A 13135-nucleotide genomic window follows, 5' to 3' on the forward strand; every position below is an offset into this window, starting at 1 on the left:
GAACAAAACTAAGTTCTACAACCTTTACTAAGGGCCAAACAAATAGGGGGAACTCTCAGGATTGCTTTGCCTGAGCGCCTCAATGCCAAGATGAGAAAAATACCAATGAAGAGTACAAGTACCATCTTGGGACATCAGTGTATACGCTCCGGAGTTGAGCCATATCTTCTCTCCGACAGACACACCAACACCATCAATAAAGCAGCGGTTCAAGCGGTCACTCTCAAGCACGTACCAACCCGAGCGCAGTAAATCGCCTCGAACACTAGATTGTGTTTTTAACCCAAGAGTCAGAATAAACGGAGCAATAGATACATAGTGTTGCCGAAGAGCATCACGGTCCTCCTCTAATAACCAATCAGGAATTCGATAACTTTCGACGATGAGTATCGGCTTTACTGCACGAATTTCCTGCCAAACGTCATACTGACCCCGATAGTAGTTGTTTATCTTGATGGCAGATGTTCGCCAATGATAAGTAGATGGACGAAAAAGACCTATTCCTTCATAGGCAAAGACCGCGTCGTCAACTTGCGTTTGCCTTTCTATGAATGTTTGTAGGGCGACTTGGTGCTGATTATTATGTTGTACCGGATAGTGGAGGATACGAGCAATCACAATCAAGAATAGTACGATACAAGTGACGACCGTCCCTTTCGACCACTCCCGAGTAGATGAAACAACGTACTGGATTGAGAACGCAACAAATACCGCAAGTAAAGGGTAAAGTGTGACCAAGTTATATGCATGATAGTGGGGGTTAGCCAAAACCGACAACACAGCTAATGTAACCAGAGCTATCAAAAACTGAGCTTGCTTAAACGATAGTACTTTCCACTTACTGACACATATTCCCACTCCTATAAGAGCAAACAGCCAATAAACAATATCTTGTAAAAAGTACTGTATCAGTACATCAACCTTCAGAGAGTTTGCGTCACTACCATGCGATGTCGAATACAGAAATAAATCAAACGTCGTGTACAAAAACAATTCAAGTGAAGAGATTCCAACGGCCGCAACAAACAAAGCCGCGCAAGAGATAATGCCTAAAAAAAGCGCACTTACATCCAAGACAAAGTCCCGTACGGATCGCTTTTGAATTAGCCGAATAAGCCCGAAGAGCCCAATCACTACGCCAATCAAAATCGCCTTAAATTTGAAGAGTATCGCAAGCCCGAATAGTAAACCCACCCAAAACAATTTATGAGCATCACTTCCTGGGCACACATACAACACAATGATTATTTGTAACCAAAGAAAAAGAATAACGAGGTCAGGACGAAGGTCAATGCCACGCATCACCATCGCAGAAGAGGCAAAGAGTAATAACAATGTAGTGAGTGCAATATTGACCGTAAATATTTGGCGAAGAAGCACATAGACTTGCCAACCTATCGCCAACAAAAACAAAACAAAAAACGAACGAAAAACGTAAATAAGCTCGAATCTATCGCCAAAGAAAAAGTAAACTGGCGTCATCCAATCAAAAAGCAAAGTATAGCTATCAACATTGAAGTCAAGATTCGGCCGTTTCCCAACGCTCATTAACCATGTGGTATAAAGCGCCATGTAATCATCATTAACGAGCGCGAGATTGAATATGATGTAAACATAAAAACCGAATAACAGACTTAAGTTAATCCCAAGTAGCCATCTAACTCTTTCTTCACTCATCGCTTCTTAAGTATCCAAACTTGTTTCGTTTTGAGTAAACTTGGCCAAATTGACTCAAGCCATATCAACGGGCGCATTAAAATGCCTGGAATAAAGTTATAAACAAAGCTAGGAAAGAGCAGGATCACTTGAGAGTCTATAACCTCGAAACCGTGTGCATCTGCCAGCTTGTAAATACTAGATGTGCTATTGGTGTAAACATCTCCTCCTAGCTGTTCCGAAAAAAGTCGGGTCCAAGTTCGCGGAGACCACCTTAGGCTATCAAAAATAAGATATCCTTCTGGTGCAATTAACCGTTCAAACTCTGCAAACAACCGATCTTGATCATCGCAATGAAACAGAAAACGACTAGATAATACTACTGAAAACTGCTGCTCTGGATATGTCGTTGAATAGATGTCTTGTTTAGAAAAATGTGTTTTTTGGAGCAAAGGGTTCTCGTAACAAACTGCGAGCATCTCATCAGAGTAATCTGCCGCATAAACCTGTTGAAAGCCAGACGCCGTAATAGTTGGAAGCATTCTTCCCGTGCCACAGGGTATATCTAGAATTGACTCTTGCAAGGAGCAGATATTAAGAAACTGTGAAAACAAAGACACTTCAGACTGATGTACAAATTGTCCACCAACATTTGAAAAACGTAGATCTTCATACTTTTTCACCGTTTCAGAATCACTGTAGAAATCTTGTTTTTCTTGCCGATTCGTTTTCATAAGTCACCTCTTTTCAGCGCTGAAACAAATGAGCTTGATTAAAGACAATGCGTTTCATTAATAGATATACAATTGGGAAACGAATCAACACGACCAAAATCTGCGAAATGAGAACATGAATGCCTACAATACTTTTAAAGATATAAAGCAGTAAAACACTCAAGAACAATGATCCTGCCGTTATGGTGATGAATTTAAAAAAGCTTCTTACATTTGCACAAACAGAAAACGTATATCTTGAGTTCATGATGTAACTAAAGGCAGAACCCACTAAAAAAGACAAAACAGAAGATGTCAAATAATAGACATCAAAATAAATAAGCACACAAAAAACGAGGTAACTGACCAGAGTATTCATGACACCCACTGAACCAAACTTAACTATCTTCATCGCTACTCTTTATATTCCTTGTGTAACGAATAATGTAATCGGGTCGGTCTTGACCTTGCTCGAAAATTCGCCCGACGTAAGAGCCGATTAAGGCAATAAAGAACAATAAAATCCCTGAGAAAAAGACTTGGAAAAAGATGATTGATGTCCAACCATCGACAGTTGTGCCAAAAACGAACTTACTTACTAGTGCTTTGGTGAGATATAACAAGCCAAGTGACCACATCAATGTTGAGATAACAAACATCAGTTGAATAGGAAAGCGGGAAAAATTAAGTACCGCGTCTGACGCTAAAGCAAACATCTTAGTAAGTGAATACTTCGTTTCTCCTGCATGCCTACCATCACGTTCATATTGAATAATGGTTTGATTAAATCCGATAATGGCAAAAATACCCCTCAAGTATTTGTGCTTCTCTCGGTAACATGAAATGGCCTCTCTAACTGGCTTAGTAAATGCCCGAAAATCACCGCAATCTTCAATTAAATTAGCGGGAGAAGTGAGAGATAAAAAGCGGTAAAACAATTTTGCACTAATTAGCTTAAAAGCGGTTTCATTTCTTCTCGACAAGCGTTGGGCATGGACGATATCAAAGCCTTTATCAATCTCTTCCAAGAACTGTGTAATAACTTCTGGGGGATCTTGAAGATCAATATCAATGGTAATATTAATATCTCCAGTTGCAGCTTCGATTCCAGCAAACAAAGCGGTTTGCTGCCCTACATTCGCAGCAAGATGCACGATCACTAATCGTTCATCCGCCATAGCCAGCTTGTCTAAAATTACTGCACTTTTATCAACACTAGCATCATTAACTACAACAAACTCAAACAAATACTGATCGTATTGCTTAGCAATTTCGCACAAACGCGAGTAATACTCCTCGATGACAGACTCTTCATTAAAACACGGAGCGATAAAGCTAATTTTATCCATACTCCCTCCTACCCAAGGCCGAGTGTTCGCGTATAGCCAGACACAAAACTTTCTAACGTATAACGAACTTTAAACTGCTCTATTTGATTTCTAGACATCTGGTCAAGTTGACCTAACTTAAAACCGTTCTCTATCGCACTTGCACTCGCTTCTAAATCATCCAGATCAATTTCAATGGCATTAGAACCAAATTGAATAACATCCGATAATTGCTCGAAATCAGGAATCGCAATCGGTAATCCGCAAGATACCGCCTCCACGATTAGGTTAGGTGTTAGGCTCGTTCCGACACATGTCCTTAGTGGTAAAACCAACAAATCTGCACTCGCCATCTCAACTGAAATATCAATGCTCTCTTTAAATTCTATTTGGTGATGTAGCTCATGTTTAGAAACAAGTTTCTCTATATTTGCTTGGTCGCCGAAACCACTGAGACAGAGAGTTAGATCAAAGTCGATATATTCTCGTTTCTTTAGTATTGCAGCCAATTCAATTAAAGCGTCAACGCCTTTTGATGGCTTAGAATGCCCGATATAAAGTAAAGACATTCTTTGTGTCTGCTTTGCAGGATTAGGTCGCGAAAAGTGCTCAGAAAAAACCCCATTTTGAATGAAATATACTGGCAAATGAGACAGAGAAGATAACTGAAATTTCTGGTAGTTACTGTGCACAATCGCTTGACAAAAATTGTCTAACAAACTCTTGTATAAAGGCGCACTGATAAACGAATTAAATAGAAGTAAATGTAAATACTTAAACCAATTCCGAAAAAAATAATGCTTGTTATTACGGACCTCGTCTAAGGTCAAATATGACTGCCAAATGGATAAAGTCGTCTGCTTTTGATATCGAGATTTTAAAAAGAAAAAAACCACCAATAGTTCTACAGGCGTAGCAATGTGTAGGTTAACCTTCGCACTGTTGGTTTTCTCGAGCAGCCTGTTGAGCTCTCTACATAAGTAAATTAGATTCATCAGCCCCTCAAACAGAGATTCATATCGACTCTCATTACGAAAGGTATGTTGTTCAACCTTAATATGAGAACGAAACTCAGTTGGAGAAACAGTGACAACATGATGTCCATTCTCAGTTAAGCACTGCGCTAAATTGACGAAGTTTTTACTCATTGCTTCTTTTTGATCACTTCGAAATCTAGCGATAGCTAAGATCACAAGTTCCATTTGTTTTCCTAATACTTATCGCACCTAATAACCATAGTATAAACAACGAGAACCTGAGAAACTGTTTACTAGTAAGAGAATCAAAATGATAAAAAGATAATGATTGAATTAGTTTTAAAAGGCTCACCGAAAGAGCAAAAGGAGATAGATAAAAATTAGGGCTTTATTGCAGTTCGGTCCATTAAAAACCAGTCACAATCCTTGAACACTCGCCTTGCACTGACTACAATGACGCACTTTTTTTAATGACTTCAAGGTCACACAAACATGACAGATACAGCTAAACCAGCTCTACCAGATCGCCTAGCGGGTAACCCACGTAGCCCATTCTTCATCAAAGAATGTTTCGATCACCAAATCGGTATTCGTATCAACGGCCAAGAGCGTACTGACGTAGAAGAATACTGCATCAGCGAAGGTTGGGTAAAAATTGCTTCTCCTAAAGCAAAAGACCGTTTTGGTAACCCAATGCTGATCAAACTTAAAGGCGAAGTTGAAGCGTACTACGTATAAGCTGACCAAGCTGAATTTCTTTGAAAGCTCGAGTTTGACTCGGGCTTTTTTAATGCCTGTTATATCCCTTTCTCGATTAATCTATTCCCTCCTCTATTCAGTACAAGTTATTAAGAAATCGATGTAAATCGCTGTTTTTATCTGATTGTTGGCTAAAGTTTCTATAGAACTTACTGTAATAACCATTGCCAAAAGAAACGACACCTTTTGATTGTAGGGAGAGGAAATGGAAAGCCCACTTGTCACACTCAAACACGCCAGCAAAAGCTTTGTTGATGGCAAAGAGACACATCGCGTGTTGGAAGGAGTCGATTTCACCCTGAATTCAGGAGCGAGTGTCGCACTGACGGGGGCGAGTGGCAGCGGCAAAAGTACCTTACTCAATATCATCGCTGGCTTTGAGCCGCTTTCCGAAGGTGAGTTGTGGTTAGATGGCGATAACACGGTGGCTTGGAAAGACCCACAATGGAGCCGCTTCCGACATCAAAAACTCGGGGTTATTTTTCAGCAATTCAACCTCTTAACACCTCTTAACGTAAAGAAAAACATCGCATTTCCTCTCAATTTGAATCAACAGAAATGGAATGACTGGTGCGATTATCTGGTCGAAACGTTAGGCATCAGCCAGCTTCTCGACAGGCATATTTCTGCTCTTTCAGGCGGTCAACAACAACGCGTCGCGATTGCACGAGCATTGGCACACAAACCCAAACTTCTGCTTGCCGATGAACCCACAGGAAACCTTGACCAAAAAGCGGGCTTAGAAGTGATGAAACTGTTGAATGAAATCACCACCCAAGGCAATACCGCTGTGCTCTTGGTGACCCACAGCCCTGAGTGTGCCGAGTTCATGCAAACCCAATTACGTTTAAAAGATGGGCGTTTGAAGGATGGTCGTTTGCAAAGCGGACTGACGCAAAATCAGAGTGATGTAAATGAGCAACATCATGAAGCAAGCTAAGCAACCAAACACCAGATTCACTCATACTCGACTCGCCCTGAATCTGTTTGCGGCGCACTATCGGCAGGCCCCACTGCAAGCCGCCGCGATTCTGATCGGTATTGTGCTGGCTGTGACCTTGTTTGTTGCGGTGCAAGCCATCAACCTCAATGCCAAGCGCAGTTATGCTGAGTCTACCGAGCAGCTTAGCGCACAAGCTCAGAACTTAATTATTCCACCAGCAGGGCAAAACTATCTGCCCGAATCGCTCTACTTCACCCTTAGACAAAACGGACTCAGTGCAGCGCTACCTATAATCGAAGGGAGAGTGAGAGACAAACAAGGGCGTCGCTGGTCAGTACAAGGTAGCGAGTTAATTGCCGCCATCTCTTCACGTTCGCGCTATTCTTCAGAAAACCAACAGAACGTGTCTTTGTTCGACAGTGCTTTGCCTTTACCTGAGCTTTTGGCTGGCAAGCCCATCGTGATGATGAGCCAATCTCAACATCAAAACTTAGGAGAGGTAGAAACCCTAACTTTGGACGACATTCCAACCCAAGTGGTGGTGCTACCAGACGAATGGCAGTTAGGTAGCCGAATGTTGATGGACATTGGCTTTGCCCAGCAACTGCTCAATAAACAAGGACAGCTCAGTTACATTGCGGTTTTCCATTCGGGTGATAAAGGGCATAAAGACACGCAAGCAAATTGGCAAAGCATCATTGGTGAGCAAGGACAATGGATTTCCAATAATCAAACTACAGACCTTGGTTCGCTGACCGATAGCTTTCACCTCAATCTCACCGCAATGAGCTTACTTGCCTTTTTAGTCGGGCTGTTCATTGCCTACAACGGCGTAAAGTACAGCTTGCTGAAACGCAATCGACTGTTAGTGCAGATTCAACAGGCAGGCGTTGCGCCGAGCATTGTGTTCTCTGCGCTGTTAGTTGAACTCACTATTCTCGTTACCATCGGCTCTTCCCTCGGTTTTGTATTGGGCATGCAGCTTAGCCACTGGTTACATCCGACCGTGGCACTGACTTTAGAACAACTTTATGGCGCGACACTTCTGCCCGGAACTTGGCAGTGGCAATGGTGGGCGCAAGCACTGCTGCTCACGTTAGCCGCAACCCTGTTGGCGTGTTGGCAGCACTTTAAACAGCGAGTGCGCCAGCCGCTCTCTTCTCATGGTGGATTTTATCAAGCGCCTGAAGCCTCTAACGAAAACCAATTGTTCGTGATAGGTGCCGCGTTGACGACTCTCGCACTCGCAGGGTTATGGCTGAGTGAGCATCACCGCTTCACCATGGCATGGCTCGGCGTGCTTGTGGTGTCGATTCCTTTGTATCTACCCAAAACACTCAGCGTCTTAGCCAATTGGTGTGAAAAGCGCACCAGTTCTGGTTTGATGCAATATCTGTTTGCTGAGTTGCGCGAGCTGATTTCTCCGCTTTCTCTCGCCATGATGGCACTGCTACTCGCCGTTACAGCCAATATGGGCATGAACACGCTAGTTGGTAGCTTCGAGTCCACCCTAAAACAGTGGTTAGAACAAAGGCTACACGCCGATATTTACGTCAGCCCTGCCCAAGGAGAAATCGCTGATGTAGAGCGCGCGTTAGGGCAGTTCGACAAGGTTGAGACCGTCTACAAGCAATACTACGTCGACGATAACCTGCAAGGCTTACCGATTTTGCTTGGCACCAAAGACAAAGACACCTTAGAACAAACCATGGTGTTCAAATCGCATTTGGAGAACTTCTGGCAGCGTTTTTACCAAGGTGAATCAGTCGCGATTAGTGAACCAACCGCGGTCAAACTGGGTTTATCACTGGGTAGCGCGCTCACGCTTGATGCTGTTCCAAATAAGAACCTGCTTGTGGGTGCGATATTTCACGATTATGGCTCACCCAATGGTGAAGTGTTATTAGCACCCAAATTATGGCAAGAGAGTGGCTTTACCGACCTGCCGACAAGCCTTGGCATTAAAGTCTCGGGGGACCCACAAATCGTCTACGACCAACTGCGCGAGCAATTGAATCTGCATCCAAGTCAGCTCTACGATCAGGCGCAAATCAAATCCATCGCGTTGGATATTTTCTCGCAGACCTTCGCCATTACGCGAGCGCTCAATGGCGTGACTTTGATGGTCGCCGTGATTGGTTTGTTCAGTGCTTGTTTTATGTTGCTCGACGCGCGCAAAGCCGCCATTGCAAGGCTGTATGCACTTGGTGTTAGTCGTCGTAAATTAATGACCATGGTGGTCGGACAGATCGTCGCTCTGGTCAGCTTTACTCTGGTTATCGCCCTGCCCCTCGGTGCCATGGTGGGTTATGTGCTGACAGACATCGTCACCTTGCGCGCTTTTGGTTGGAGCTTAAATTATCTGTGGAATTGGAGTGACGCCCTCAGCATTGCGGCGATCACCATCTTGGTGGCGGTGATTGCAACCTTTATTCCGCTGTGGCGATTGGTCAGTAAGCCTGTCGTGTCCAGTTTGCAAAGCGAGGTGTTGTGATGGTTCGATTGGCAAGCAAACTTACTCTACTCATAAGCAGTCTGTTCCTATTTGGATGTGAAGATCCCCAACAAAAAAATATGGGCACGTTGCTAGGCAGTGGAGAAACACAAAGCGAGAGCAACCCATTCACACCCGTTGAAAAAGGGGTTGAACTCACCTTTCCTGCCGATCATCAAGCGCACCCAAACTTTCGTCATGAATGGTGGTACTTAACCGCTAACTTAATTGATGAAGAAGGTAATCCTATCGGAATACAGTGGACTCAATTTCGCTTTGCTGCTGCGCCACCAATGGGCGAAGATGACGTGAAGAAAACCGAATGGCAAACTCAGCAAATCTACATGGCGCATAGCGCGGTTACAACGCAAGACAAACATTATGCTGATGAAAAATGGTCACGCGATCAAGCCTCTCTAGCTGGCGTCGACACCTCACCATTTCGGGTTTATCTAGACGATTGGCAGTGGACTTCTTCAACCACCGATCTCTTCCCTGCCACATTGAAGGCGAACTCGGAACAGTTTGGCTATTCGCTGACGCTTACCAGCAGCGCACCTTATCAAAAACAAGGCGAGCAAGGTTACAGCGCCAAAAGCGCCGATGGTCAGGTGGCTTCGTATTACTACAGCCAACCGTTTATTGATGTCTCCGGTGACGTCACCATCGACGGCGAAACCCATCAAGTGTCGGGTAAAGGTTGGATAGACCGAGAGTGGAGCTCGCAGTTCTTACTCGACTCACAACAAGGCTGGGACTGGTTTGCTCTAAGGTTGAGTGACGAAACCAGCTTGGTGGTGTTCCAATTGCGGGATTCCAAAACCGGAGCAGCCAATTACTCCAGCGCAAGGCTGATGCAGCAAGATGGTTCTGGCATCGCTATCCCACAAAAAGACATTCAGTTAGAGGCAACCAATCAAACAGAAATCCAAGGGCGAAAGTATCCAACCCAGTGGCAAGTGTCGATTCCTAAGCAACAAATCGAGCTAACCGTTTCTGCACTCAACCCGAACGCGAAAATGCCGCTTTCAGTGCCTTATTGGGAAGGCCCAGTACGTATTGAGGGCTCTCATTCTGGGACTGGTTATATGGAGCTGACGGGATATTAAGCGCTCTGAACGGATTTCAATTACCGTTGAGAAGCCATCTTAAGAACCATCTCCTACCCGCAACAGAATGCATCACAATCAGAAATAAATGACTACGACGCATTTATTCGATACTAGCCTTGAATCCTTGCTTCGTTGCGGTACGCTTTGAGCAAATCAAACAAAGGTGGCCCCTCTCATGCGTGTCGATTATCACCAACGACTCGTTCCTGTTATTCGCTATCTGGAACAGCACTTTAACGCTCCTCTCAATTTGCTCGAAGTGGCAGCGCTAGCCAACCTCTCTCCCTATCACTTTCACCGTACCTTCAAGGCGGTACAAGGCGAAACATTAGCCGACTTCATTCGACGTTTACGGCTAGAGGCGGCAGCAGACGATCTTTTCAAATCAAAGCAACCAGTGCTGAACATCGCGTTAGAGTACGGTTTTTCTAGTTCGCAAAGCCTAGCTAAAGCGTTTAAGCAGCATTATGGCATAACACCAACCGCCTTTCGCGACTGTAAAAACTACCAGCAATTTTCTGAACTCGCGCGAAACAGCAAGATTGGACACGCACTGCGCAAGAATGGAAACGAACGAACCCTAAGCGATTCATATACTGACTCTGAACTCACAACATGGAGCAACAATATGGAAACGCAAAACTTTGATAAAGCAAAATTGGCTTACATTCGCGTTAACGGCCCTTATGGCCAAGGTTATGAAGAACCATCAGGTCGCTTGTATCAATGGGCAGGAATGAAAGGTTTGGCGGGCAATACCTGTATCTTCATTTATCACGATAACCCAGAAATCACGCCAGACGAGAAGTGTCGTACTGACATCTGTCTAATGGTGCCAGAAGATACCGAAGTACCAAAAGGCATTGAGCTGCAAGACTTCCCCGGCGGTCAATATGCGGTGATGCGCCAGCAAATTACCGAATTCAGCCAATACCCTAAAGCATGGGATGATTTGATGAGCAAAGTGGTTGAATCTGGTATTGAGAACGACTGTCGACCTTGCTTCGAGCTTTATCATAGCTACGATCCACAAACGCACCATGCAGACGTCAGCTTCTGCACTGCCATCAAATAATCGAAAAAAGCCTGCACGTTCGCAGGCTTTCCTTCTATTAGAAATAATGTCTAAATCGATTAGATCGCTTCGCCGTTTACTGTAACAGCAACATCAATATTGCCACGAACGGCGTTTGAGTATGGGCAAACTTGGTGTGCAATGCGCGTTAGCTCTAATGCTTGTTCTTGTGGCATATCTAGCTCTACCGCTAAGCTCACTGTTAATGCAAAGCCGCCGTTATCGTTCGGACCAATGCCCACTTCCGCTGTTACGGGTGCACTTTTCAGGTTTACTTTACCTTCACGTGCTACGTGCAGAATCGCGTTAGAAAAACATGCTGAATAGCCCGCTGCGAAAAGCTGCTCAGGGTTAGTTGCTGCACCTGTGCCGCCCATTTCCTTCGGGTATGACAGCTCTAGATCGAGAAGATCGTCATCTGTTTTTACTTGACCATTACGACCAGCCAAAGCAGTAGCTTGAGTTTTGTATAGAGTAGTCATGCGATTGTCCTTCTTAACTTAAGTTGCACACAATTTAATTGTCTGCAATCTTATATCGAAGTAAAGATCATTTGCAACTATATTGTGCACAATTTATTTTATGTCTCTCTTTCTCTGTGAGCAGGTAGGCAACGCCAATGAGCCAGTGTTACACCGACAACACCATGACCAACGACGATAAACTCTTACTCGAAAACCAAGTTTGCTTTCCGCTCTATAGTGCAGCAAATGCGGTGATCCGAGCTTACCGCCCTTTGCTGGACGAACTTGATCTGACTTATTCGCAGTACTTAGTGATGATGGTGTTGTGGGAGAAAGACGGCGCCAGCGTTAAAGAATTGGGCTCACAACTGCATTTGGATTCAGGCACGCTCACGCCGCTGCTTAAACGCCTAGAAGCGAAAGGCTATGTAGAGCGTGGTCGTAGTGAAACCGATGAGCGCGTTCGCGTACTCAACCTAACCGAGCAAGGTCGTGACCTTAAAGAACAAGCCAAGTCGGTGCCAAACGCCATGATGTGTAAAATCACATTAGAACTGGATGAAATGATCATGCTGAAGAAGTTGTGCGGCAAAGTGCTCGACAATCTGGGCTAACCAAATAGAAGCATCAGCTTCCCCACTTCCTATTAGAAAGAGCCTGCCGAGATGCAGGTTCTTTCGATCTTAGCCAGACGCTCTCTTAAAGGTCATCATCAGTATTCTCTATTACCACTTGGCCTTCCTCTTCAATAAAACCTATCAAAGCAAACTCACTTATATCGGGTTTCCCTATTAAGAAAGATAGGAAATGACTATCAATAGGATAGTTACAAGCGATTTTCCTTAAACACGTTCCAATGCGAATATACTTTCCGAAAGCAAGAACTGCTCACCCTAAAACATTCTGAGGAAAGTAAAAATGATTAATACAAAGATCAAACCATTTGCAGCTACAGCATACAAAAACGGCGAATTCGTTGAAGTAACAGAACAAGATGTTCTAGGCAAATGGGCTGTATTCTTCTTCTACCCAGCAGACTTCACGTTCGTATGTCCGACAGAACTAGGTGACCTAGCAGACCACTACGAAGAGCTACAAAAACGCGGCGTTGAAGTGTACTCAGTATCAACAGACACACACTTCACTCACAAAGCTTGGCACGATAGCTCAGAAACAATCGGCAAGATCCAGTACTACATGCTTGGCGACCAAACAGGCAACATCACAAACAACTTCGGTGTGATGCGTGAAGGTCAAGGTCTTGCAGACCGTGCAACGTTCCTAATCGACCCAGAAGGTACTATCCAAGCAATGGAAATCACTGCTGAAGGTATCGGTCGTGACGCAGAAGACCTACTACGCAAAGTGAAAGCAGCTCAGTACGTAGCAGCACACCCAGGCGAAGTTTGCCCAGCAAAATGGAAAGAAGGCGAAGAGACGCTAGCTCCTTCTCTAGACCTAGTAGGTAAAATCTAAGCCACTGAATTTAAGCTCAATTTGACATGCTAATTGACGCTTAACTTAGAGAGCATTCCAGGTTAGATACCTTGACGACCTTCTGCCTGGTTTGCTCTCTCCCTACTGATTTTATCCAGAGTAACCACTCTTTTGTTT

Annotated in this window: 13 protein-coding genes; 7 read left to right on the forward strand and 6 right to left on the reverse strand. The window is 44.2% G+C overall.

What is annotated here, in order from left to right:
• Nucleotides 1-27 precede the first annotated feature (27 nt).
• The 5 genes from MSG33_RS07195 to MSG33_RS07215 are packed head-to-tail and all read right to left on the reverse strand — an operon-like array spanning nucleotide 28 to nucleotide 4899.
• The gene (locus MSG33_RS07195; RefSeq protein ID WP_248380403.1) at nucleotides 28-1677 is read right to left on the reverse strand and encodes a glycosyltransferase family 39 protein; all 1650 of its coding nucleotides are present in this window, start codon (nucleotides 1675-1677) and stop codon (nucleotides 28-30) included.
• A complete protein-coding gene (locus tag MSG33_RS07200) occupies nucleotides 1674-2390 on the reverse strand; it encodes a class I SAM-dependent methyltransferase (protein WP_124008149.1) in 717 nt (238 codons plus the stop codon). The genes MSG33_RS07195 and MSG33_RS07200 overlap by 4 nt, the downstream gene beginning before the upstream one ends.
• Nucleotides 2391-2403: 13 nt before the next feature.
• The gene (locus tag MSG33_RS07205) at nucleotides 2404-2781 is read right to left on the reverse strand and encodes a GtrA family protein (RefSeq protein WP_281189399.1); all 378 of its coding nucleotides are present in this window, start codon (nucleotides 2779-2781) and stop codon (nucleotides 2404-2406) included.
• Entirely contained in the window at nucleotides 2768-3718 is a 951-nt protein-coding gene (locus MSG33_RS07210; RefSeq protein ID WP_130545676.1) for a glycosyltransferase family 2 protein, read from the reverse strand. The genes MSG33_RS07205 and MSG33_RS07210 overlap by 14 nt, the downstream gene beginning before the upstream one ends.
• An 8-nt stretch (nucleotides 3719-3726) precedes the next feature.
• The gene (locus MSG33_RS07215; protein WP_248380405.1) at nucleotides 3727-4899 is read right to left on the reverse strand and encodes a glycosyltransferase; all 1173 of its coding nucleotides are present in this window, start codon (nucleotides 4897-4899) and stop codon (nucleotides 3727-3729) included.
• Between the two features lie 267 nt (nucleotides 4900-5166).
• Between MSG33_RS07215 and MSG33_RS07220 the strand changes: the two genes are divergently transcribed.
• The 5 genes from MSG33_RS07220 (at nucleotide 5167) to MSG33_RS07240 (ending at nucleotide 11057) form a co-directional block, all read left to right on the forward strand.
• On the forward strand, nucleotides 5167-5412 hold the full coding sequence (locus tag MSG33_RS07220; protein WP_124008152.1) for a DUF3297 family protein: 246 nt from the start codon (nucleotides 5167-5169) through the stop codon (nucleotides 5410-5412).
• Nucleotides 5413-5638: 226 nt separating this feature from the next.
• On the forward strand, nucleotides 5639-6373 hold the full coding sequence (locus tag MSG33_RS07225; RefSeq protein WP_139059671.1) for an ABC transporter ATP-binding protein: 735 nt from the start codon (nucleotides 5639-5641) through the stop codon (nucleotides 6371-6373).
• Nucleotides 6360-8870 (forward strand): ABC transporter permease, encoded by a 2511-nt coding sequence (locus MSG33_RS07230; RefSeq protein ID WP_248380407.1) that lies wholly within the window; start codon nucleotides 6360-6362, stop codon nucleotides 8868-8870. The genes MSG33_RS07225 and MSG33_RS07230 overlap by 14 nt, the downstream gene beginning before the upstream one ends.
• Nucleotides 8870-9979, forward strand: a complete 1110-nt coding sequence (locus MSG33_RS07235; protein ID WP_248380409.1) for a lipocalin-like domain-containing protein — start codon at nucleotides 8870-8872, stop codon at nucleotides 9977-9979. Before MSG33_RS07230 ends, MSG33_RS07235 begins: the two co-directional genes overlap by 1 nt.
• A gap of 178 nt (nucleotides 9980-10157) precedes the next feature.
• Nucleotides 10158-11057, forward strand: coding sequence for an AraC family transcriptional regulator (locus MSG33_RS07240; protein WP_248380411.1), 900 nt, complete (start codon nucleotides 10158-10160; stop codon nucleotides 11055-11057).
• 59 nt (nucleotides 11058-11116) lie between these two features.
• Here MSG33_RS07240 and MSG33_RS07245 read toward each other — a convergent pair whose 3' ends face one another.
• Nucleotides 11117-11539, reverse strand: coding sequence for an organic hydroperoxide resistance protein (locus MSG33_RS07245; RefSeq protein ID WP_248380412.1), 423 nt, complete (start codon nucleotides 11537-11539; stop codon nucleotides 11117-11119).
• Between the two features lie 137 nt (nucleotides 11540-11676).
• Between MSG33_RS07245 and MSG33_RS07250 the strand changes: the two genes are divergently transcribed.
• Together MSG33_RS07250 and ahpC are read left to right on the forward strand one after the other, a co-directional pair.
• Nucleotides 11677-12135, forward strand: a complete 459-nt coding sequence (locus MSG33_RS07250; protein WP_248380413.1) for a MarR family transcriptional regulator — start codon at nucleotides 11677-11679, stop codon at nucleotides 12133-12135.
• 304 nt (nucleotides 12136-12439) lie between these two features.
• Nucleotides 12440-12997, forward strand: a complete 558-nt coding sequence (gene ahpC, locus MSG33_RS07255) for an alkyl hydroperoxide reductase subunit C (RefSeq protein WP_005395542.1) — start codon at nucleotides 12440-12442, stop codon at nucleotides 12995-12997.
• Nucleotides 12998-13135: the final 138 nt, after the last annotated feature.

It is taken from the genome of Vibrio sp. 1CM7H (genome assembly GCF_023161645.1).
Classification (GTDB): domain Bacteria; phylum Pseudomonadota; class Gammaproteobacteria; order Enterobacterales; family Vibrionaceae; genus Vibrio; species Vibrio diabolicus.

What these genes read in the sequence shown, in the direction of transcription:
- MSG33_RS07210 (WP_130545676.1), bottom strand. Translation starts at nt 3,718, where the DNA reads ATGGATAAAATTAGCTTTATCGCTCCGTGTTTTAATGAAGAGTCTGTC.
- MSG33_RS07230 (WP_248380407.1), top strand. Translation starts at nt 6,360, where the DNA reads ATGAAGCAAGCTAAGCAACCAAACACCAGATTCACTCATACTCGACTC.
- MSG33_RS07240 (WP_248380411.1), top strand. Translation starts at nt 10,158, where the DNA reads ATGCGTGTCGATTATCACCAACGACTCGTTCCTGTTATTCGCTATCTG.
- MSG33_RS07225 (WP_139059671.1), top strand. Translation starts at nt 5,639, where the DNA reads ATGGAAAGCCCACTTGTCACACTCAAACACGCCAGCAAAAGCTTTGTT.
- MSG33_RS07220 (WP_124008152.1), top strand. Translation starts at nt 5,167, where the DNA reads ATGACAGATACAGCTAAACCAGCTCTACCAGATCGCCTAGCGGGTAAC.
- MSG33_RS07205 (WP_281189399.1), bottom strand. Translation starts at nt 2,781, where the DNA reads ATGAAGATAGTTAAGTTTGGTTCAGTGGGTGTCATGAATACTCTGGTC.
- MSG33_RS07245 (WP_248380412.1), bottom strand. Translation starts at nt 11,539, where the DNA reads ATGACTACTCTATACAAAACTCAAGCTACTGCTTTGGCTGGTCGTAAT.
- MSG33_RS07215 (WP_248380405.1), bottom strand. Translation starts at nt 4,899, where the DNA reads ATGGAACTTGTGATCTTAGCTATCGCTAGATTTCGAAGTGATCAAAAA.
- MSG33_RS07195 (WP_248380403.1), bottom strand. Translation starts at nt 1,677, where the DNA reads ATGAGTGAAGAAAGAGTTAGATGGCTACTTGGGATTAACTTAAGTCTG.
- MSG33_RS07200 (WP_124008149.1), bottom strand. Translation starts at nt 2,390, where the DNA reads ATGAAAACGAATCGGCAAGAAAAACAAGATTTCTACAGTGATTCTGAA.
- ahpC (WP_005395542.1), top strand. Translation starts at nt 12,440, where the DNA reads ATGATTAATACAAAGATCAAACCATTTGCAGCTACAGCATACAAAAAC.
- MSG33_RS07250 (WP_248380413.1), top strand. Translation starts at nt 11,677, where the DNA reads ATGAGCCAGTGTTACACCGACAACACCATGACCAACGACGATAAACTC.
- MSG33_RS07235 (WP_248380409.1), top strand. Translation starts at nt 8,870, where the DNA reads ATGGTTCGATTGGCAAGCAAACTTACTCTACTCATAAGCAGTCTGTTC.